Origin of the sequence: Flavobacterium sp. PS2 (assembly GCF_046250155.1) — a bacterium.
GTDB lineage: Bacteria > Bacteroidota > Bacteroidia > Flavobacteriales > Flavobacteriaceae > Flavobacterium.
Map to the genome: position 1 here is coordinate 5,269,044 of NZ_CP176426.1, position 22,020 is coordinate 5,291,063.

The 22,020-nt window shown below is 34.8% G+C and carries 16 protein-coding genes; 14 read left to right on the plus strand and 2 right to left on the minus strand.

What is annotated here, in order from left to right:
* The first annotated feature begins 54 nt into the window (after positions 1–54).
* The 13 genes from ACJ6WR_RS22615 (at position 55) to ACJ6WR_RS22675 (ending at position 18,367) form a co-directional block, all read left to right on the plus strand.
* Positions 55–2,475 carry a heavy metal translocating P-type ATPase gene (locus tag ACJ6WR_RS22615; protein ID WP_409416590.1) on the plus strand — a complete coding sequence of 807 codons (2,421 nt, stop codon included), beginning with the start codon at positions 55–57 and terminating at the stop codon, positions 2,473–2,475.
* A 401-nt stretch (positions 2,476–2,876) separates the two neighbouring features.
* Complete coding sequence (locus tag ACJ6WR_RS22620) at positions 2,877–3,464, plus strand: helix-turn-helix domain-containing protein (protein WP_409416591.1); 588 nt, start codon at positions 2,877–2,879, stop codon at positions 3,462–3,464.
* Between the two features lie 363 nt (positions 3,465–3,827).
* Complete coding sequence (locus ACJ6WR_RS22625; RefSeq protein ID WP_409416592.1) at positions 3,828–4,898, plus strand: efflux RND transporter periplasmic adaptor subunit; 1,071 nt, start codon at positions 3,828–3,830, stop codon at positions 4,896–4,898.
* 21 nt (positions 4,899–4,919) lie between these two features.
* Positions 4,920–8,024 carry an efflux RND transporter permease subunit gene (locus ACJ6WR_RS22630; protein WP_409416593.1) on the plus strand — a complete coding sequence of 1,035 codons (3,105 nt, stop codon included), beginning with the start codon at positions 4,920–4,922 and terminating at the stop codon, positions 8,022–8,024.
* 23 nt (positions 8,025–8,047) lie between these two features.
* On the plus strand, positions 8,048–9,397 hold the full coding sequence (locus tag ACJ6WR_RS22635; RefSeq protein WP_409416594.1) for a TolC family protein: 1,350 nt from the start codon (positions 8,048–8,050) through the stop codon (positions 9,395–9,397).
* Positions 9,398–9,427: 30 nt separating this feature from the next.
* Positions 9,428–10,855: an MFS transporter gene (locus ACJ6WR_RS22640; protein ID WP_409416595.1), complete on the plus strand. Its 1,428-nt coding sequence runs from the start codon at positions 9,428–9,430 to the stop codon at positions 10,853–10,855.
* 609 nt (positions 10,856–11,464) lie between these two features.
* Positions 11,465–11,665: a heavy-metal-associated domain-containing protein gene (locus ACJ6WR_RS22645; protein WP_409416596.1), complete on the plus strand. Its 201-nt coding sequence runs from the start codon at positions 11,465–11,467 to the stop codon at positions 11,663–11,665.
* Between the two features lie 31 nt (positions 11,666–11,696).
* Complete coding sequence (locus ACJ6WR_RS22650) at positions 11,697–12,263, plus strand: DUF2652 domain-containing protein (RefSeq protein ID WP_409416597.1); 567 nt, start codon at positions 11,697–11,699, stop codon at positions 12,261–12,263.
* A 115-nt stretch (positions 12,264–12,378) separates the two neighbouring features.
* Complete coding sequence (locus tag ACJ6WR_RS22655; protein ID WP_082001773.1) at positions 12,379–12,795, plus strand: Fur family transcriptional regulator; 417 nt, start codon at positions 12,379–12,381, stop codon at positions 12,793–12,795.
* Between the two features lie 366 nt (positions 12,796–13,161).
* Complete coding sequence (locus ACJ6WR_RS22660) at positions 13,162–15,177, plus strand: heavy metal translocating P-type ATPase (protein WP_409416598.1); 2,016 nt, start codon at positions 13,162–13,164, stop codon at positions 15,175–15,177.
* Positions 15,178–15,300: 123 nt separating this feature from the next.
* Positions 15,301–15,522: a heavy-metal-associated domain-containing protein gene (locus ACJ6WR_RS22665; RefSeq protein ID WP_039112086.1), complete on the plus strand. Its 222-nt coding sequence runs from the start codon at positions 15,301–15,303 to the stop codon at positions 15,520–15,522.
* 343 nt (positions 15,523–15,865) lie between these two features.
* Positions 15,866–16,816: a heavy metal-binding domain-containing protein gene (locus ACJ6WR_RS22670; RefSeq protein WP_409416599.1), complete on the plus strand. Its 951-nt coding sequence runs from the start codon at positions 15,866–15,868 to the stop codon at positions 16,814–16,816.
* Positions 16,817–17,338: 522 nt separating this feature from the next.
* Positions 17,339–18,367: a rod shape-determining protein gene (locus tag ACJ6WR_RS22675; protein ID WP_039112085.1), complete on the plus strand. Its 1,029-nt coding sequence runs from the start codon at positions 17,339–17,341 to the stop codon at positions 18,365–18,367.
* A 78-nt stretch (positions 18,368–18,445) separates the two neighbouring features.
* Here ACJ6WR_RS22675 and ACJ6WR_RS22680 read toward each other — a convergent pair whose 3' ends face one another.
* Both ACJ6WR_RS22680 and ACJ6WR_RS22685 read right to left on the minus strand, forming a co-directional pair.
* Positions 18,446–19,987, minus strand: coding sequence for a hypothetical protein (locus ACJ6WR_RS22680; protein WP_409416600.1), 1,542 nt, complete (start codon positions 19,985–19,987; stop codon positions 18,446–18,448).
* Between the two features lie 437 nt (positions 19,988–20,424).
* The gene (locus ACJ6WR_RS22685) at positions 20,425–21,162 is read right to left on the minus strand and encodes a hypothetical protein (RefSeq protein WP_409416601.1); all 738 of its coding nucleotides are present in this window, start codon (positions 21,160–21,162) and stop codon (positions 20,425–20,427) included.
* Positions 21,163–21,519: 357 nt separating this feature from the next.
* Here ACJ6WR_RS22685 and ACJ6WR_RS22690 point away from each other — a divergent pair, with 357 nt between their 5' ends.
* Entirely contained in the window at positions 21,520–22,014 is a 495-nt protein-coding gene (locus ACJ6WR_RS22690; RefSeq protein WP_409416602.1) for a hypothetical protein, read from the plus strand.
* The last annotated feature ends 6 nt before the right edge of the window (positions 22,015–22,020 follow it).

A 22,020-nucleotide genomic window follows, 5' to 3' on the forward strand; every position in this document is an offset into this window, starting at 1 on the left:
TAAAATTCATAGATATTGTCGCCAACTTTGCATGTAAATTACAACACGTGAAATATGGCGACAAATAATAATAGTAAAGAAACAATTTTCATTCCGCTAGAAAATGTAGATAGCGAGCATTGTGCTTTAATCGTAGAAAAAGGATTAGCGGAGGTTAAAGGCGTTGAAACTCACAAAGTAGAAGTAAACAACCGCAGAGCTGCCATTACTGTTAAAGGTAATGAAACCGTTGGTAATGCTGTAAAGGCTATTAAAAACTTGGGATATAATGTTCCCACTGTTAAAAACACTTTTCCTGTTCTAGGTATGACTTGTGCTTCTTGTGCAGGCAGCGCAGAAAGTATTGTAACGTATGAATTGGGAGTAGTTGATGCATCGGTAAACTTTGCAACAGGAAACTTAACTGTAGAATATCTTCCAAATCTAACAGATGCAAATAAACTTCAAAAGGCCATGCAAGCCGTTGGTTACGATTTACTTATTGTAGACGAAACGAAACAGCAAGAATCTCTGGAAGCTATTCATGCCGAGAAATTCAAAAAATTAAAAAACAAAACCATTTGGGCAGTGCTATTGTCCTTACCCGTAGTAACGATTGGTATGTTCTTTATGGATATGCCTTATGGAAATGAGATTATGTGGTTCTTTTCGACTCCAGTAGTACTTTGGCTAGGGAAAGACTTCTTCATAAATGCATGGAAACAAACGAAAAACAGATCTGCCAATATGGATACTTTGGTGGCTTTAAGCACAGGAATTGCTTATCTGTTCAGTGTATTCAACATGTTATTTATGGATTTCTGGCATCAGCGTGGATTACATGCTCACGTTTATTTTGAAGCGGCAGCAGTAGTTATTGCATTTATTCTTCTTGGCAAATTATTAGAAGAAAAAGCTAAAGGAAATACTTCATCAGCAATTAAAAAGTTAATGGGTTTACAGCCTAAAACTGTAATGGTTATTCAGCCTGACGGAACGGAAAAACAAATAGCAATTGAAAACGTAAATGTTGGTGATATTATCCTTGTAAAACCAGGAGAAAAAATTGCTGTCGATGGAATGGTGACTTCAGGAAACTCGTATGTAGATGAAAGTATGCTAAGCGGTGAACCAGTTCCTGTACTGAAAACGGAAAACGAAAAGGTGTTTGCTGGAACTATAAACCAAAAAGGAAGTTTTCAATTCAAGGCAGTTAAAGTTGGAAAAGAAACCATGCTTGCGCAAATTATTAAAATGGTGCAAGATGCCCAAGGAAGTAAAGCTCCTGTACAGAAACTAGTTGATAAAATTGCAGGCATTTTTGTTCCAATCGTGATTAGTATAGCAATACTTACTTTTATTGTTTGGATAGTTCTAGGAGGAGAAAACGCTGTGGCACAAGCTTTATTAGCAGCAGTTACAGTACTAGTTATTGCTTGTCCTTGTGCATTAGGTCTTGCAACACCTACAGCAATTATGGTAGGAGTGGGCAAAGGTGCCGAAAATGGTATCCTGATTAAAGATGCCGAAAGTTTAGAACTAGCAAGAAAAGTTACTGCAATTGTCTTAGATAAGACCGGAACTATTACTGAAGGAAGACCACAGGTAACTGGTGTTAAATGGCTAAATAATAACGATGTAACAAAAGATATTTTAATTAGTATCGAAAAGCAGTCCGAACATCCTTTGGCGGAAGCCGTAGTGAAAAATTTCGAAAGTATACCAAACGTAGTTCTAACCCATTTTGATAGTATTACTGGTAAGGGAGCAAAAGCAATCTATATGGACGAAACCTATTATGTAGGTAACAAAAAATTGCTAGCAGAAAATAGTATCACTATTGACAATACATTATTAGATCAAGCCGATGCATGGAGTAAAGAAGCTAAGACAGTAATTTGGTTTGCTAATAGCAAGCAAGCACTTTCGGTTATTGCAATTTCTGATAAAATCAAAGAAACATCTGTAGAAGCTATCAAACATATGCAGGATATGGGTATCGAACTCTATATGCTTACAGGAGATAATGAAGCTACTGCAAAAGCTATCGCAGAACAAACAGGAATAAAACATTATAAAGCAGAGGTAATGCCTCAGCACAAAGCCGATTTTGTAAAAGAACTACAACAACAAGGTAAAGTTGTTGCCATGGTAGGTGATGGAATCAATGACAGTACAGCCTTGGCGACTGCCGATGTAAGTATTGCAATGGGTAAGGGGAGTGACATTGCAATGGATGTAGCAAAGATGACTATTATATCATCTGATCTTAACAAAATACCTCAAGCAATTCGATTATCTAAACAAACAGTAGCAACCATAAAACAAAACCTATTCTGGGCGTTTATCTATAATCTAATTGGTATTCCTCTTGCTGCGGGAATATTATATCCAATAAACGGATTCTTGCTAAACCCAATGATTGCTGGAGCTGCAATGGCTTTGAGCAGCGTAAGTGTAGTAAGTAACAGTTTACGCTTAAAATGGAAAAAGTAAACTCCTTGATGCGTTTGCCAAACGGCGGTTTCCTAATATATTGGCCGCCGTTTTATATTACTTCTTAGTTTAATTGATTTTTATTATTGACCTCATTTTTCCTCTTCACTAATCTTTGAAGCTAGTTAAAATGAGGTTTTTTTTTTTGAGAAATACGCGGCACAAGAGAAACCTTTGTATCACAGAGCCTTCATAAATGCATTCTTTAAGACGCACTACGGTGCGCCTCTACGGGAAACCTTTGCGCCTTTGCTCCTCAGAACCTTAGAACCTTTTCCTCAAACAATCAGTAAATATTATAAATCAAATTAGGAATAGCAATACAAGACACAACTCAACTATCAGGAAATTTGTAGAACAAAATCAAGGAAAATGGAAAAAGCATCATTAATATCAATTTTATGACATTACTAATAAAAGGAATGGTGTGCAACAGATGCATTTATGTTCTCGAGCAAGAATTTTTAAATCTAGGTTTAGAAATCATTGCTATAGAGTTAGGACGCGTTGAAATAAAAGATACAGCCAACTTTTCTATGAGTCAAGAAGCAATTAAATCCATGCTTAAAAAAAACGGATTTGAACTACTATTCACTAAAACCGAAGAAACTGTAGAAAAAATCAAGGAATTAGTAGAAATGGGCATTAAGATGCAATTAGATAACGGAAAAACTACCAAATTTTCTTCATTAATCAGTAATAAACTTACCAAAAATTACGATACCCTTAGTGCTTTGTTTTCATCTGTAGAAGGACAAACACTAGAAAAATATATCATTCTGAGAAAAATCGAAAAGATAAAAGAACTCCTCGTTTATACTGATCAATCGATGTCTGAGATTACCCATACCTTAGGCTACAGCAGCCCAGCGCATTTATCTAACCAGTTAAAAAAATATACGGGTTTTACTTCTTCTTACTACAAAAAAATAAGACTTGATAAGCTAGCCATTATTGATAAACAATCTCATAAAAATAAGGCTTCTTAAAAATCCTTTTCTGTCTTAATCTTAACACAATCTTGTCCTCCTAAGCGGAGTCGAAGGATAAATCTTTCGCAAAAGCACAAAGACGTCAAGTTTGTATTCAATTGCGTCTTAGCGACTTTGCGAGTAAATCATTAATCAGAATCTTTACCAATGTATTGCTTAAGACGCACTGCGGTGCGCCTCTACGGAAAATCTTTGCGCCTTAGTCCCTCAGAACCTTAGCACCTTTCTAAAAACCTTAGCACCTTTCTAAAAAGTAAATCTCACAACTCTTACCTGTAATTGTGTATAAAGCCCGCTAGCATCTCTCTGTAATTTTGACAACGAAATTTAATAGTTAGTTGGATAATTAAAAAAAAGAACATGTTATACAAACATACTACACAAAGGTTAGGGATTTTAGTTCCCTTGTTGAGCATCTTATTGATTGCTTGTGAAAACAAAACTGAAAAAGCACCGGAAAGTGATGCTACAGCCAAGACAGATGCCAACAAATTACCAGTTGACATAATAATTGCACAAGAAAAACAGCTCAATCAAGAAGAAGCTGTAGTGGGAACCATGATGCCTTATCGCGAAGTTGCTATTGTGAGCGAACTCCCTCAAAAAATTACCCATGTAGCTTTTAAAGATGGGAGCTACGTTAGTCAGGGAGCAGTGCTTTACAAACTGAATGATGCTGACATCAGATCGCGCTTAAAACAGATTGGTGCGGAACTAGAACTGGCTCGTTTAACTAAAGACAGGATAGCAAATCTTTTAAAAACCGAAACTGTAAGGCCACAAGAAAATGATGAGGCAGTTATGCGTTACCAATCCTTGATTGCACAACAAGAACTACTTAGAGTAGACTTAGCCAAAACCGTAATCCGAGCTCCATTTTCAGGAAAAATCGGAATCTCAAAAGTGCATCTTGGCGCTTATGTATCACCTGGAGCAGAACTGGTAACCCTTCAAGATCAAAGCAGTATTAAAATCAATTTTGCTGTACCAGAAAAATATTTGCCATTGATACAAACAGGAAATAAAGTAAGGTTTACTTCTGAGTTATCTGATCAGGAATATTCGGCAACTATTAATGCAACCGAACCAGGTCTAGATGCACAAGGCAGAAGCTTACAGGTACAGGCAATAACAAGTAATACTGGCGGAAAATTTCGTGCAGGTCTCTCTGCAAAAGTCTATTTCAGTGTTACCGAGAAAGGAGCAAAAGGTATCATGGTACCAACCGAAGCTTTGTCGCCAAGTGATAAAGGTTATGCAGTTTTTGTAATAAAAAATGGAGTTGCAAAACCTGTCGCAGTAACCATAAGTAATAGAACAGAAACGGATGCTGTAATCACATCAGGGATTAAAACTGGTGATAATATCATAGTTTCAAATATGCTGCGTATAGGAGATGGTACTCCCGTAAAAGCCGTTGTACCCAATTAATCAAATTCAAATTTTAGCGTTATGAGTATATCAGCTTTAAGCATAAAAAAACCGGTTTTAGCCGGTGTATTTTCCCTCCTCATTGTTATTTTAGGAATAATAGGATGGAAACAATTAGGGATTCGAGAATTTCCATTAACAGAACCACCCGTAATTTCGGTAATTACTTTCTATGCAGGTGCAAGCCCAGATGTAATAGCATCTAAGCTTACCAGACCAATGGAAGAATCTATATCAGAAGCAAACGGAATACGTACTATTTCTTCCGAATCTAGAGAACAAGTGAGTGTTATTTCGATAGAGTTTAACCGTGAAATAAACATTGAGGATGCACTAAACGACGTCAGGGATAAGGTGGCCAAATCACGAAAACAGCTTCCTACAGATGTGGATCCGCCCATTGTACAAAAAGCATCTTCGCCAGATAATCTGGTAGCATTTCTTGAAGTAGAAAGCGATACCAAAGACATAAAAGAGGTAAGTCACCTCGCATCGACTACGATAAAAGACAGAATACAGTCTATCCCCGGAATCAATAATGTTGCTATCGTGGGAGAACATAAATATGCGATGCGTCTTCGGTTTGAACCTTCTAAACTTGCTGCTTATCAATTAACTCCCGAAGATATTCGTAAGGCATTACTAAGAGAAAACATCGATTTACCCGCAGGTAGGATTGATGGAGATAATAGTGAACTAAGTATTCGTACCATGGGACGCCTTACAACGGTAAAAGACTTTGAGGAAATGCTCATCAAACAAGTAGACAATAGGGTAATCCGACTGAAAGATATTGGCTCTGCCGAATTAGGAGAAGTAAACGAACGAACGGCCATCATCAATGAAACCGGAAACCTTAACCGCATTGGTGTAGGTGTGGCTATCCAGATACAACGTGGCGCAAATGCGATTGAAGTAGTAGATGAATTTTACAGAAGGCTTGATCAGTTAAAAAAAGATATCCCATCTGAATACCGCTTGATAGTAGGTTTCGATTATACCCGCTCTGTTAGAGAATCTATTAAAGAAGTCGAAGAAACCCTGTTTATCGCTTTTGGTTTAGTGGTATTAATTATTTTCCTATTCCTTAGAGACTGGAGATCTACAATCATACCAGTATTAGCTATTCCAGTTTCTATACTTTCTGCATTTTTTATTATGTATATAACTGGTTTTTCCATCAATATACTTACCCTTTTGGGCTTGGTACTTTCTATAGGACTGGTGGTGGATGATGCCATTGTTGTACTCGAAAATATCTACAAAAAAATAGAAGAAGGAATGTCACCCATACAAGCAGCGTTTAGAGGTTCTAAGGAAATTTATTTTGCAGTAATATCTACAACCATTACGCTGGCAGCAGTATTTCTGCCTATTGTTTTCATGGGAGGAATCAGTGGTCAACTTTTCAAAGAATTTGCCATTGTAGTATCGGGTTCCGTAATGGTATCGGCTTTTGTAGCTCTGACGCTTACTCCGATGCTAAGTGCTTATTTCTTGAAGAAAAAAGAAAGCCCTAGTTGGTTTTACCGCGTAACCGAGCCTTTTTTCGTTAGCATGAATAATGGATATGCTAGTATGTTAATCTCTTTTATGAAGTTTAGATGGCTAGCGTGGGTATTTTTGATAGGTACAACTTTACTTATTTATCTCGTTGGAAAAGGGCTTCCTTCAGAACTTGCTCCGATAGAAGACCGTTCAAACATGAATCTAATTGCCGTTGCTCCCGAAGGTGTTTCTTTTGATTATATGAAAAAACACATGACCGAAGTAGGGAAGTATGTAAACGACTCTACCGATGGGTTGTATCAAACCTATTCGATGGTTGCAATTTCATTTATTCCTGCTCCAGCACCCGTTAATGTGGCTGTACAAAGTATTTACCTTAAAGATCCTAAAGACCGAAAATCAAGTATTAAGGATTTATACAATCAATATGGTGCAGCATCAGGTAAATTTAGAGGATTTCTTTTGTTTCCGTATTTGCCACCAACCATCGGAAGTCGCTATGGAGGAGGTATGCCAATACAATATGTATTACAATCCCCAAATCTAGACAGCCTAACAGCGGTGCTTCCTAAATTTCTGGCAGCAGCACGCCAAAGCAAAAAACTACTATTTGTTGATGCTGATCTTAAGATCAATAAACCAGAAGTGAAAATAAATATTGACAGAGAAAAAGCAGCCTTAATGGGCGTATCTATGGAAGAAGTTGCCCACACGCTGCAACTTTCATTCTCAGGACAGCGTTACGGATATTTCCTGCGCAACGACCGTCAGTATGAAGTAATTGGACAATTAGACCGCCAACACAGAAATGACAAAAGTGATTTAAGCGCTATCTATGTTCGTTCAACAACAGGTAAGATGATTCCGTTGAACAACCTGATAACCACTGAAGAAGCAGTAAGTCCAGCTGCTATATACCGATACGACCAATATATATCGGCAACAGTATCGGCAGCAACAGCAGAAGGAGTAAGCCTTGCAGAAGGAATTGAGGAAATCGAAAAGATTAAGAAAGAAGTATTAGGAGAAAATTTCAAAAGTTCATTAGCAGGTCAATCGCGAGATTATGACGAGAGCCAAGGTAATATCGCCTTTACACTAGTCCTTGCATTATTGCTTATTTATATGATTCTAGCTGCTCAGTTCGGAAATCTTCGTGATCCGCTAACTATTATGTTAACGGTACCAATGGCAGTAACAGGAGCAATTTTAAGTTTATCATGGTTTGGTCAGAGCTTAAACGTCTTCAGCCAAATCGGGATTATTACACTGGTAGGATTAATTACCAAGAACGGAATACTTATCGTAGAATTTGCCAATCATCTAAAAGATACAGGACTTTCTAAATACGATGCTGCAATACAGGCAGCAGAGCAGCGTTTCCGTCCAATTTTAATGACATCTCTAGCCATGATATTCGGAGCATTACCCATTGCCCTTACGGTTAACAGTCGCCAGTCATTAGGAATTGTTATTGTGGGAGGACTTGTCTTTTCTGGAATATTAACCCTGTTTATCATCCCAGCAGTTTATTCTTATTTGTCAAGCAAAAAAGGAGAAGTTGTTATTGAAGAAGAAGATTCTGAAGACACAAACAGTCCAGCCATAGAATCATGATTTTAAATCTCAAAGAAGATAAAATGAAAACAAATATCTTACACATAGTTACAGCGCTGCTATTGCTTAGCAGCGCTAATGCAGTGCATGCACAGAAAAAAAAGCTGACTCTCACAGATGCATTAGAAATGGCAAAACAAGGAAACAAAGCACTACAGGTTCAAATCTTAGAAGAAATAAATGCCAAAGAAATAACCCGAGAAACAAAAGGAGGTTTGCTGCCTAGTATTTCGGCAAACGCAGGCTATTCTCATTATTTTGACAAGCAGGTTATATTTCTCCCAGGTTCATTTGTAGGCACAGATAAAGCTGTGCAAGACTTTGCAGTTGGCGGAAGAAATACCTATAATGCGTACGTATCGTTGTACCAACCCATCTTTGCGCCAGCCACACATCAGCTTACAAAAGCCTCGAAAATCAACGAGAAAATACAGGACGAAAAAACTGCCGATTTAAAAAGCAGAGTAGCACTTCAGGTTTCTAGTCGATATCTTAACATATTGATGATGAACCGACAACTAGGATTACTTGAACAAAGCCATCAACGTAATATTAAAGCACTTCTAGATTCAAAATCGCTATTTGCACAAGGCAGAGGATTAAAATCAGATACGCTAAGAAGCTTTATTGCTGTAGCCAATTTAAAATCATCTGTCTCTTATTTAAAAAACAATATAGAGGTATCGAGCATTGAATTAAAAAGACTCATCGGATTGGAAGATTCGGGAGAAATCGAACTAACAGACGACCTTGAATATAACATAAAAGTAAGCCAAGGCGAATTTTACCAAGTTGATGAAGCATTAATAATTGCTGATAAAAACAGGAAAGATTTGAATATCCAAAAACTAACCATTGAGCTTCAGCAAAAGAAATTAAAGGCAGCTCAGTCAGAATTATTACCAAAGTTGGCATTAATAGGACAATATCAGATACAAGCACAAGCTGATGATATGGAATTTAATGAATATGCCTGGCCAAGAACCTCTTTCTTAGGCATACAACTTAGCGTACCCATTTTTAATGGTAATCGTACTAAATCTCAGATTAATCAAGCCAAAATTAAAACGCAGCAAGAAGATATATTGCTAAACGATTTAAAAGATGAAGTTAAAACCGAACTAGCTACGATTATAAGCAAATGGAAAGAATCCGTAACGCAATTAGACATACAGGAAACAACGGTAAAGTCGGCAGAATTAAACTACCGAATGATAGATGATCGTTTTAAAAATAGCTTAGGATCAAGGCTAGAACTTACAGATGCAGAACTAGCATTAACACAAGCCAAAATAAACTACCTAAACGCAGTATATAACCTCCGAATGCTACATGTAGAGCTACAACAAGCTCTCGGACTCTTAAGTCTATAATTACTAACCAAAAACAATTAAATAAAAAATATGACTAAAAATAATAAACAACCAATAGACAAACCTGTACCATATAGCAAACGATGGTCGGCACTATTCCTACTTTGTACCGCACAATTTATAGTAATTATGGACACCTCAATTATTGGGGTAGCCCTGCCCGCAATAAAAGCCGACCTTGGGTATTCGCAAAGCGGTTTACAATGGATTTTTAACGCATACGTTATCCTATTCGGAGGCTTTTTGCTTCTTGGTGGGCGTTTATCCGATTTGTTTGGTGCACGTAAAATTTTTATGTGGGGATTCATTATCCTTTCTGCTGCATCACTTTTGGCTGGTGTAGCTTGGTCAGAAGCAGCACTAAATACAGGAAGGGCTTTACAAGGCTTAGGTTCGGCACTTATTGCTCCAGCAGCACTTACTTTAGTACTATCTAAATTTACCGACCCAAAAGAACTCAATAAAGCACTAGGTTTTTGGGGAGCATCAGCCGCTGCGGGAGGTTCAGCAGGAGTATTCCTTGGTGGAGCAATTACCGAATGGCTTTCTTGGCATTGGATATTCCTAATTAATATTCCCGTAGGACTTATAGTCTTGGCATATAGCAAAAGCTTATTATTTGCAGGTGTTACCCGCAAAGGAAAAGTAGATGTTGCAGGTGCAATTCTAGCCACGACAGCATTAGTATTAATGGTGTATGCCATTGTTTCAGGAGAAGGAGCAGGGTGGAAGTCACTACAAACCATTGGATTACTAGGTCTTTCATTGCTATTATTTCTTATTTTCTTTATTGTTCAGAAACAGAAAAAAGAACCATTAGTGCCAATGAGTATTTTTAAAGTTCCTAATCTTTCAGGAGGTAATCTAGTAATGGCTTTAATGGCTGCAGGATGGATTCCGTTATGGTTTTTTCTGAATCTTTATTTGCAACAAACCCTTAATTACTCGGCTTTTAATAGCGGACTTGCCTTATTACCAATGACAATTGCTATCATGTTTTTAATGGTTGGCGTTACAGGAAAATTGGTTGCTAAGTTTGGTTTTAAAGCAAATCTAATTGCTGGATTAATAGCTCTTACAGGATCACTTCTTCTGTTTAGTACCATTCCGCCTGACGGAACATTCTTAATCAATGTCTTGCCCGCATCTTTATTAGGAGCGCTTGGTATGTCATTAGCCTATATTCCAGGAACTATCGCTTCAATGTCTGGCGCTAAACCCGAAGAAATGGGACTTGCTTCTGGCTTGGTTAATACAAGTTATCAAGTAGGTTCGGCTTTAGGACTCGGTATTGTTGTAGCTATTTCAGCAGCAAAAACGAATACTCTTAAAGCAATGGGTGAAACTGATATTGCGGCATTAAATGCAGGTTTCCAGACGGCTTTTTTCTCTGCAGCCGTTATATGTGCCATTGCCGCAATTATAGCAGCTTTTTCTATAAAAACGCTTAAACAATAAATGCTATTCAAAAAACGAGCTTTATAAATTCTTAAAACAAACCATTTTTTTGACCTCATTTTTAATCCTCTTCTTTAATAGTTTGGAAGTTGATTAATAATGGGGTCTTTTTTTTGAAAATAATTTTCTATAAATCTGCGGTACGCAAGAAACCCTGCACCTTTGCTTCTCAGAACCTTTATAAACACATTCTTTAAGACACACTGCGGTGCGTCTCTACAGGATAACCTTTGAACCTTTGCCTCTCAGAACCTTCATAAACACATTCTTTAAGACACACTACGGTGCGTCTCTACAGGAAAACCTTTGAACCTTTGCCTCTCAGAATCTTTATAAACACATTCTTTAAGACGCACTGCGGTGCGTCTCTACAGGAAAACCTTTGCACCTTTGCCTCTCAGAACCTCAGAACCTTCATAAACACATTCTTTAAGACACACTGCGGTTGCGTTTCTACAGAAAAACCTTTGCACCTTTGCCTCTCAGTCCCGAAACTTCGGGATCAGAACCTTCTTTCAATCAATCAGTAAATATTATAAATCAAACAAGGAATTACACCATCAAAAACAGCTGTATAATTCTGAAATTTGTATAATAAAATAAAGCAAAATGGAAAATATAATATTAAATATACCTGATATGAAAAGTGAACATTGTCAGGCTAGAGTAAATACTGTTATCAAAGATATAGATGGCATTCAAATTCAAAAAATAGAAGCTGGAAAACTAGCCGCTTCTGTAGAAGACAATGATGCTGCAGAAAATCTTATAGAAGCTATTAAAAAGGCGGGATATACAGTTGGTAATTAATAATAGTAATCAGCCAGCTGTAATCCAAATTATGAAAAATGATACTGCACAATATAAAATAGGAATGGTGATGATTCCAGACATATCTGGTTTTACAGATTTTGTAATAAATACCAATATGTTTATCGGTAAATACATAACCGAAAGTCTGCTAAAATCAATAATAGACAGCAACACATTATCCTTAGAAGTTTCGGAAATTGAAGGTGATGCCATATTATTTTACAAATACCACAAAATACCGTCGTTTGGCACTACATTAACTCAAATTGAAGTAATGTACAACAACTTCAAAAAAGAAATAACCAGACTATCATTACAGCTTTCAATGGAAATTCCTTTATCCCTAAAAATCATTGTGCATTATGGTACATTTACCAAATATAAAATTGGCAGATTTGAGAAACTTTATGGAACGCCTGTTGTAGAAGCTCACAAAATGCTTAAAAATCATATTGCCAAATTTCCGCCGTATGCTTTGTTCTCAGATGCATTTTTAAAGGCCAATTTTGAACAACCGGCTAAAGCAACTATCGAATATGACACTTGCGATAATTGTATGTACTTACCAGAAATTGGTTATATACATTATTTGTAAGTGTTGAGTACAATTATTTTTAACACATAGAAACATAGATTTTTTAGTTATAGGAATATTTGTAACGTTCGCTATTTTCTTAAATTTGTAATAGAAGCCTAAATAAAGTATAAAAATGGAAAGCTTAGAAAAAAGATTATTAAACAGGAATATAAAGCCAACATCAATACGGTTATTAATATTTAAAACAATGACTGAATTTAAAAAAACTTTTAGCCTGACTGATCTGGAAACGGAATTAGAAACCGTGAATAAATCGACCATTTTTAGAACCTTGACTTTGTTTCATGAAAACTTACTTATTCATAACATTGACGACGGTTCTGGATCAATGAAATATTCAATTTGTAACGAAACCTGTATGTGTACAGTTGGAGAATTACACGTTCATTTTAATTGTAACCGTTGCCATAATACCTATTGTCTCGAAAGTATTTCTATACCACCAATTCAGCTTCCTGAAAAGTTTTTATTAGAAAGCGTCAATTTTGTAATGAAAGGAATTTGCGAAAATTGCTCCAAATTCTTTTAGATTTTCTCAAGAATAAACTAGTATTTATATCATTAGAAAATCCTTTATTTCAAGCCTTTAATTGCCCTACAATCAGGAAATAATTTATTTTATAAAGATTTTTTAGGAGCTATTTCCTGCTATCATTCCAAATCTTTTTTATTGAGAAAAACAATAAAAAAGGATTTTCCCTTCTATCAGGGCTAGAAATGCAACCGCGTGGATATACAATGTTTGTGGGCACAGAAAGAATTTCTGCGGTATCGGGATTAATCTTGTAAAGATTTAAAACCGTAAAGCTTAAACACAATTTTATCATTTCGACAATTGCAACCAAGTTCCCAAAACAGACTGATAACTTTGCCATAGAATTAAAAACTATTAGATATGTCAAAGCAATGCTGCACTACAGATAATCATGTAAAACCTCAAAAAAAAGAGGTGCACCCACATCAGTGCGATACTACTAAAAAAGATCATAATCATGCGCATGACCATAGTCACGGACACGATCATGATCATAGCCACGACCTCGAAGATAAAACAGCATTTCAGTTATTTTTGCCTGCTATTATCTCTCTCTCTTTATTGTTAATTGCGATAGGCTTCGATAATTACTTTCCACAAACTTGGTTTACGTGCTGGATAAGATTAGCATGGTATATCATAGCTTATATTCCTGTTGGGTTACCAGTTATAAAAGAAGCGATTGAGAGTATACGCTACAAAGATTTCTTTTCAGAATTCTTTCTTATGGTTATTGCTACAGTTGGTGCTTTTGCCATAGGCGAATATCCAGAAGCTGTAGCTGTTATGTTATTTTATGCAGTAGGTGAGGTGTTCCAAACACTTGCTGTATCTCGTGCCAAAGGAAATATAAAATCACTACTGGATCAACGCCCAGATGAAGTTACCATACTGAGAGATAACAAAACGGTTATTATAAAAGCTGAAGATGCAAAAATAGGAGATCTCATTCAGCTAAAACCAGGAGAAAAATTAGGGCTAGACGGCGAACTGGTTTCGGAAAGTGCCTCATTTAACACTGCCGCCCTTACGGGAGAAAGTAAACCCGACACGAAATCTAAAGGCGAAACTGTATTGGCAGGTATGATAAACGGTAGTACTATAAGTTTAGTAAGAGTAACCACAGCATATTCGGATAGTAAACTTAGTAAAATATTGGAGCTGGTACAGAATGCAACTGCTCAAAAAGCACCTACGGAATTGTTCATTCGTAAGTTTGCCAAAGTATATACACCTATTATCGTATTGCTTTCTATTGCAATTACGTTGTTGCCAGCGATATTTGTAGATACTTATGTCTTTAGTGAGTGGCTATATAGAGCATTAGTATTCTTAGTTATTTCTTGTCCTTGTGCCTTGGTAATTTCTATTCCTTTAGGCTATTTTGGAGGTATTGGAGCAGCAAGTCATAATGGTATATTATTTAAAGGTTCTAACTTTTTGGATATTCTTGCCAATATACAGAATGTTGTAATTGATAAAACAGGAACAATGACTGAAGGCGTTTTTAAAGTTCAGGAAGTAATAATAAAATCTGAATTTGATAAAGATGAAATCCTTAAAATGGTCAATGCGCTCGAAAGTCAAAGCACACATCCGGTTGCAACTGCCATTCATGACTATGTTGGCGAGATAGACAATACCATCAATTTGGTAGGGACGGAAGAAATAGCCGGACACGGACTAAAATCGACGGTAAACGGAAAAGAATTGCTTGTTGGTAATTTTAAATTACTTGATAAATTTAATATCAGCCATGATGCCGATACAGCAAACATTGTGTACACGGTTATTGCTATTGCTTACGATGGGAAATTTGTAGGCTATCTCACAATCTCAGACAGCATTAAAGCTGATGCAAAAATAGCAATCGATAAGTTACATAGCATGAATGTAAAAGTCACTATGCTTAGTGGTGATAAAAGTGCCGTTGTAGATTACGTTGCCAAACAATTAGGAATAGATAATGCTTACGGAGATTTACTACCAGAAGACAAAGTGAATAAAGTAAAAGAAATCAAAGCCAGTAATGGTAGTGTAGCTTTTGTAGGCGATGGTGTAAACGATGCTCCAGTAATTGCTCTGAGTGATGCAGGAATTGCAATGGGCGGTCTAGGAAGTGATGCTGCCATAGAAACTGCCGATGTGGTAATCCAAGATGATATGCCATCAAAAATTGCAATGGCAATAAATATTGGTAAACAAACCAAAAAAATAGTTTGGCAAAACATCATACTGGCATTTTCTATAAAAGCCATTGTACTTATACTCGGAGCAGGCGGACTTGCTACCATGTGGGAAGCTGTATTTGCCGATGTAGGAGTTGCGCTATTGGCTATACTAAATGCTGTTAGGATTCAAAAGATGAAATTTTAAAGAAGATATAAGATCTCCCTTAATCAGTAAATATCACAAATCAAATAAGGAATATTGTAAACGAATTGAGGCATTATTGACGGAAATTTGTGGTATCAAATAATTATTAAAGTATCAATTAAAATGGAAAATAAAAATCTTCAATTTAAAACAACCCTTAATTGTGGTGGATGTGTAGCAAAAGTAAAATCTGATTTAGACAATGCTCAAGGTATTGGCGAATGGAATGTAGACACTGATAATGCCGACAAAATCCTTACAGTGCAATCAGAAGGAGCAACAGAAGACGAAATCGTTGCTATCATTAAAAGTAAAGGTTTTAAAGCGGAACCTTTATCTGTTTAATATTGTAAATACATCTTATTCCAAAAGAGGTTAAAAGCAAAAAGTCAATATTATTACAGTTATGCAGTTTGGAAAGAGCTCGATACCATATCGGGCTCTTTCTTTTTAGTTATTAAATTCTATTTTAATCATAGCGCACGGTTTCAACCATGCGATACGAATTATGATAATACATTGCGCTCCAGCAGTTAAAACCGTTGCAATATTTATAAGATATTTTTTTGTTCGCAATCCATTATCTGTAAATGTCACAAATAAAACTAGAAAAAGTGTAATGATTAGATTCTAAGAAACATAGAACTTTGTAACAGGTAATAAAGCCTTTAAAATAATTAAAAATAGTATGAATAAACTAAAAATTTTATTGCTCGGAACGGCATCTATTGCTATGCTATCCGCTTGTAATAATACAGGAAAGAAACAAAACACATCAGATATGGATATACATCAGCACGCTAATGAAGTCACTAATTATGTTTGCCCTATGCATCCTGAAGTAACAGGGAAAAAAGGAGAAAAATGTTCAAAATGCGGAATGGAATTAGAACCATCGGCAGCAAAGAAGGATAGGGTTTTTGATGTTAAGTTATCTAGTAATCCTGAAGTAATTCAGGCTGGAAAACCAACAAATCTATCAATCTCAGTTACCGAAGATGGTAAAAATGTAACAATGGATGTAGTGCATGAAATGAAGATGCATCTTTTGGTTATGAACGAAGAATTAACATGGTTTGATCACGTTCACCCAAAAGAACAAACGGATGGTACTTATAGTGTTTCCGAAACATTCCCGGGTGGAGGCAAATATTTATTGTTTACCGATTACAAACCAGTTGGTGCGTCTGGTAACGTCAAAATGATGGAAGTTGAAGTAAAAGGAACTCCTTTGGATATACCAAAAATGGCAACAGAAAAACTAGTATCTAAAGTTGATAATTATACAGTTACATTAACTAACGGAAATGATTTAAAAACAGACAGAGGTCAGTTACTAAAATTTACTGTAGAAAAAGGGGGTAAGAAACTAGAGGAGAAAGATATTGAACAGTATCTTGGAGCAAGCGCTCATATTGTAATGGTTGCTAAAGAAACTAAAGACTTCCTGCATATTCATCCAATATCTGATAAAAACTTCCCAATTTACGCAGAGACTCAAGTTAAAAAAGCGGGTATTTATAGAATGTGGGTACAGTTTAAAATAGATGGTAAACTTCATACAGCAGATTTTACAGTAAATGTTTCTGAAGGCCCTAAAGATGCAGGCGATAATCATGATAAACATGCTCACCACTAAAAGCAAACTGCTATCCAATAAAATAATTTATTTTGCTGTATAGATAAAGTAATGATAAGTGTTGCTAGAAATTTATTTAAGTATTGCTAAAATTTTTAGCGAATACAATAAAAATCTTTTAACCATAATAGGAAAAAATAAGTGAATATAAGTACTCCTAATCGGCATAAACTTAAATGACCTTACTTCTCTTATTATGGTTATTTTTTTGCTGTAATATTAATTTCATGAATCTCACTATGTAACTTAATGCTTTAAATTGGCAGATAGATAACTCTGTAAATCACGAGTATAAACCAATCCTTACAAAAAATTTGATAATTAACACTAAGAAAATATTAAATAATTTAATAAAAACAAATCATCATAATAATCATATCTTTTGTTCTACCTTAGTATAAGAATGATTTAGTGCCTTTTAACTAGATTCCATCCTTAAACATATTTAATTGCCGCATTTTAATTTTATTTTTTGCAGAAAATAAAGCCGCAACAATAACCGTTCTTAAACAAAACAATATTATGGGCTTATTTGATTTTATGATGGTGGAGATAGCTATGGATTTAGGAACAGCTAATACTTTAATAATATATAACGGAAAAATCGTTGTTGACAGTCCTTCTATTGTAGCCAGAGATATTAGAAACGGAAAAATTATCGCTGTAGGCAAGGAAGCCAGTTTAATGCAGGGAAAGACACACGAAAATATTAAAACAATCCGACCACTTAAGGATGGGGTTATTGCCGATTTTGATGCCTCTGAAAAAATGATTAGTTGGTTTATAAAAAATATACCTGAACTAAAGAAAAGTTTTTTCACTCCCGCATTACGAATGGTTGTGTGTATTCCGAGTGGTATTACCGAGGTTGAAATGAGAGCCGTAAAAGAATCCTGTGAACGGGTAAACGGGAAAGAAGTATTTTTAATTCATGAGCCTATGGCTGCTGCCATCGGAATTGGTTTAGATGTGATGCTCCCAAAGGGAAATCTTATTGTTGATATTGGAGGAGGAACCACCGAAATTGCAGTTATTGCACTTGGAGGAATAATTTGTGACAAATCGATTAAAATTGCAGGGGATGTCTTTACCAATGATATCTTATATTATATGAGAACGCAACATAATTTGTATATCGGAGATGCTTCTGCAGAGATGATAAAAATCGAGGTTGGCGCTGCAATGGAAGAACTCGAAGAAGCTCCTGATGATATGTTGGTTCGTGGAAGAGATTTACTTACGGGGAAACCAAAAGAAATAAAAGTCAGCTATAGAGAGATTGCAAAAGCATTAGATAAATCAATACAAAGAATTGAAGATGCAATAATGGTAACACTTTCATTAACACCACCAGAACTTTCTGCCGACATTTATAATACTGGATTATATCTGGCAGGAGGAGGCGCAATGTTACGTGGTCTTGATAAAAGAATATCTCAGAAAACCGATTTACCAGTATATATTGCAGAAGATCCGTTAAGAGCCGTGGTTATTGGTACTGGAACTGTCTTAAAAGATATAGCTAAGTATAAAAGCGTACTTATAAAATAGTAGGAGTCAAAAAAAAAATCATACAATACCATAATTTTATGGCGTTGTATGATTTTTTTCTAAACTTCTTAAGAATTTTTAATTCTCACAGAAAGAACCTATTTGTTTTAAATGTTTCTCTGTTTGGTATTTATTAAAGTTATCCCATTTAGGAGGGAAGTTTGTTTTTTGTCCGTACATAGAATCTAAGCAAACATTATTGTCTTTGTATTTATCATGTAAGACAGCCAAAATTTTAAAGAAGAATTCATCTAACATTATGATAGCATCAAATTCAGCTTTTAGCATATTATAATTACTATCAGCAGGATTTAATACTTGCAATAAATTTAAAACTTCATTCTTTTCATCTTCATTAATTTCAGTTAAATAACCCGTTTTTAAAGTTCTAAAAACTAGATTATTCCATGCTTTGCTATCATGTCCCCATTGTACATCGGGTAAGTTTAAAGAATGCTCACAAATTAAAATTATAGAAAAAAGAACATCGTTTAAGTACTGCGCTGGAAACTCATCAAAGCTTCTGAATTCAAAACCACTTTGGTACATTTTTTCCTGATTAAAATCAAGACCAACTTCCGAAAGCATTTCATATTCCATATCAGCTTCAACCTGATCACGCCACCAAACATTTTCTTCTTTTTCAAATTTTAATAATTTTCTAAAATCATCTACTTTATAAGTCAGAATTTTACCTTTTGGCATCGCTTTATTATAAGTTCCTACACCTATATAACGAGACATTGCATTGCGCATAGAGCCCAAAGTAAATTTTTTGTCCATGCTATAAGTATCACTTATCACTCCCATAATATCAGGACTTCCAAGAGTAGCTATAAAAAATGGCTCAAACCATTGCAACAAATAAATAGCATTGGCATGTGTTTTTTCAAATTCATTATAATCTACAATTCTGCTATCTTCTGTTAATGAAGGCAAAGTAATATGAAAATGGTACGTTCCGTTATTAAACAAAACCAAATTTTCCTGATTGGTCATAAACATATTAAGACCATTGTTATAATCCGGAAAGTTTAATTTTCCGTTTAATACACGTGATTCATTAATTTTATCAATGAATAGCTTTTTGGTCGCTTTTAATTCTTTGCACGAATCGGCTATTGTTCTGTTTTCAAAATATTTAGTTACAAATTCGATAGAATCACCATCAAAATGAACAGAACCCATTGTTTTGTTTCTTTGAGTAATCATACTCTGAATATTGTACGGTTGATCCTCAAGGAAAAGTTCCATGATAGATTTCCCAAGATAATCAGGATTCTCAAGTGGTTCTGCGATCACCTCACCATTTTCTGTATCAATTAATGGCTTTATTGGTGATAATGTTTTGTGCTGATAGTTTATATCAAGTTTTTCCAGAGAATGACTATTCATCATTCGGCTTATTTTATAGCTTTCATTTAATCCAAAAGCTTTTTTTAAAATAGGAGCCAGGCTTTCTGGTTTATAGCATTTTCTATAATCAATACTGTATTTCTCAAATCCAATTTTTTCTTGTATAAATTCACCAGAAACTATTAGGGGGTCTTCAAATTGCAAATAGGTTTCGTTTTCTAATCCAATTCCCCAATAATATTTTTTTGTCTGATTGTCTTTCATTTATACTAATTTTCTTTTTTATGGTTGATAATACTTTTTTTAAGATGATACTTTTTATCCGCAAACAAGAGTCTAATCAGTTTAAATTAGACACAAGAAACCTTGTAACGGATTGAGCATCATTGTTGCCTCCATTATAAAAGTTTTCGTTTACTTTTAAAAATATAGGAAAATATATTTTAGATTTTTTGTACTTGTAGCGACTGATGAATTGAAAAAAAAACTAAAATTTTATAATAAGGTTATAAAATTACTATTGTTATTAATCACTTTTATATCAATAATTTAAGCATAAGGATAGCTTAATTACAACTTTTGCTATTCCTAGTATTTTCTAAGTTGCAAAAGTAGTGAATTGTTTTATCATTTCCAAGTTGTTAACACATTGAAAATCAATATGCTTTTTTTGGATTTAAAAATAAAGTGCAAAAGTTTTTTTATTCATGGTAATAAAACACATAAGAGGAATATAACTCATCATTCCACCAATCTTTTCTAACCTCAGAAAAGTAATTATAATTTAGCTTTCCTGCTTGTGATTGCAGCGGATACACTACCACATCATTCTCACGATACGCCTTATGTAAATCTGTTTCGGGAACAACAGGAACTATATGTCCAGAGAGTCCTTTTTCTCTTCTTTTGGCACAAATCATTCCGATTCCACCATTTGCATTTACTTTTTCCTGAATTTCATCAACAGAAAACATTCTTTTCCAACCAAAACTGGCTCCCCATTGTAAAAACCAGTCGTGTATTGCACTAGAATAAATACGATCAACCGTTTGCTCAAAAACAGCTTCCACATCTTGTCCGTTCAATATTTTTTCCAGAGCTTCATCAGTCCACCAAACCGTAGGAAGATAAACTTTAGAAAAATAACAATAATCGTAAGAGTACACATTACAATAAGTATCTTCTACAGTTCTTTGATATCTAATATTTTTTTCAACATCTAATTTATCTATCAGCCGGGCAATACTTTCTTTTTTACTAGCAACATCCGTTAAATCTCTATACGGAATGCTAGAATCATAAAGAGGTGTTTCCTTCATTTCCATAGAATCTAACCTGGATTCTGGATTGGGTAATAAATCAGCTTTTATTATTTTATTATTCGGTATAGGATTATCCTCTAAAGGTAATGATGCTATTGATATGGTATTTTGTTCCATCTTGACTGCTTAAAATTATTCGGCTTAACCTACTCAAATTTACTATTTGTGTAATCGGGTTTTATCACCAAAAAAGTAAATATAAGTATTTTTAACTTTTTAAACGGTTATAGAAACGTACAAATTATGAAAACATTAGGATTAATTTGGTTAGCATGATTACATATAATGCTTTAAATATAGTAATTATGTCTGGGCAACTTTAATTCTTTTCTTATCAATGATAATTAATGTTTTATTATTAATTTTATAGTATATACAGCTATTAATTAATTTTAATACTCCGAGTGAAACGAACAAACGCAGTAATTGTAAATCAAGTTATTTCAAATTGATAACCCATAAATCAATTTAGTCATGCATTTAAAAGGAAAAGAAAAACACTTCTGGAGAAGCAACTTTGATATTGGAAATCTTGCAGCTATACCATCAGAAATAGATGGTTATAAGGCTATTGATACCGAACTCGATGATGACTTTTTGTTTACAATGATATCTAGAATTCCAACTATTCATCGGCTTTATTTTAAATTTAATCTCATAACCGATGAAGGAGTAAGACATATTAGTAACATTAAAAACTTACGGGAGCTTACTTTAAGAGAGCATGAAAAGATCACAAACAAATCTATACCATATCTTAATAAATTAGTCGATTTAGAATACTTAGATATCTTAAAAACAGAAATTCATTTAGAAGATTTACCAGGATTATTTAACCTTCAAAAATTAAAAGAATTGTATGTTTCTTCCGAAAACATTGATAGAGAATACCTTCTGGAACACGTTATTACAATGAAAGAAATACTGCCTAATTGTGTTTTGTATATCAATTATGAGACTTATGAATAGCTTATA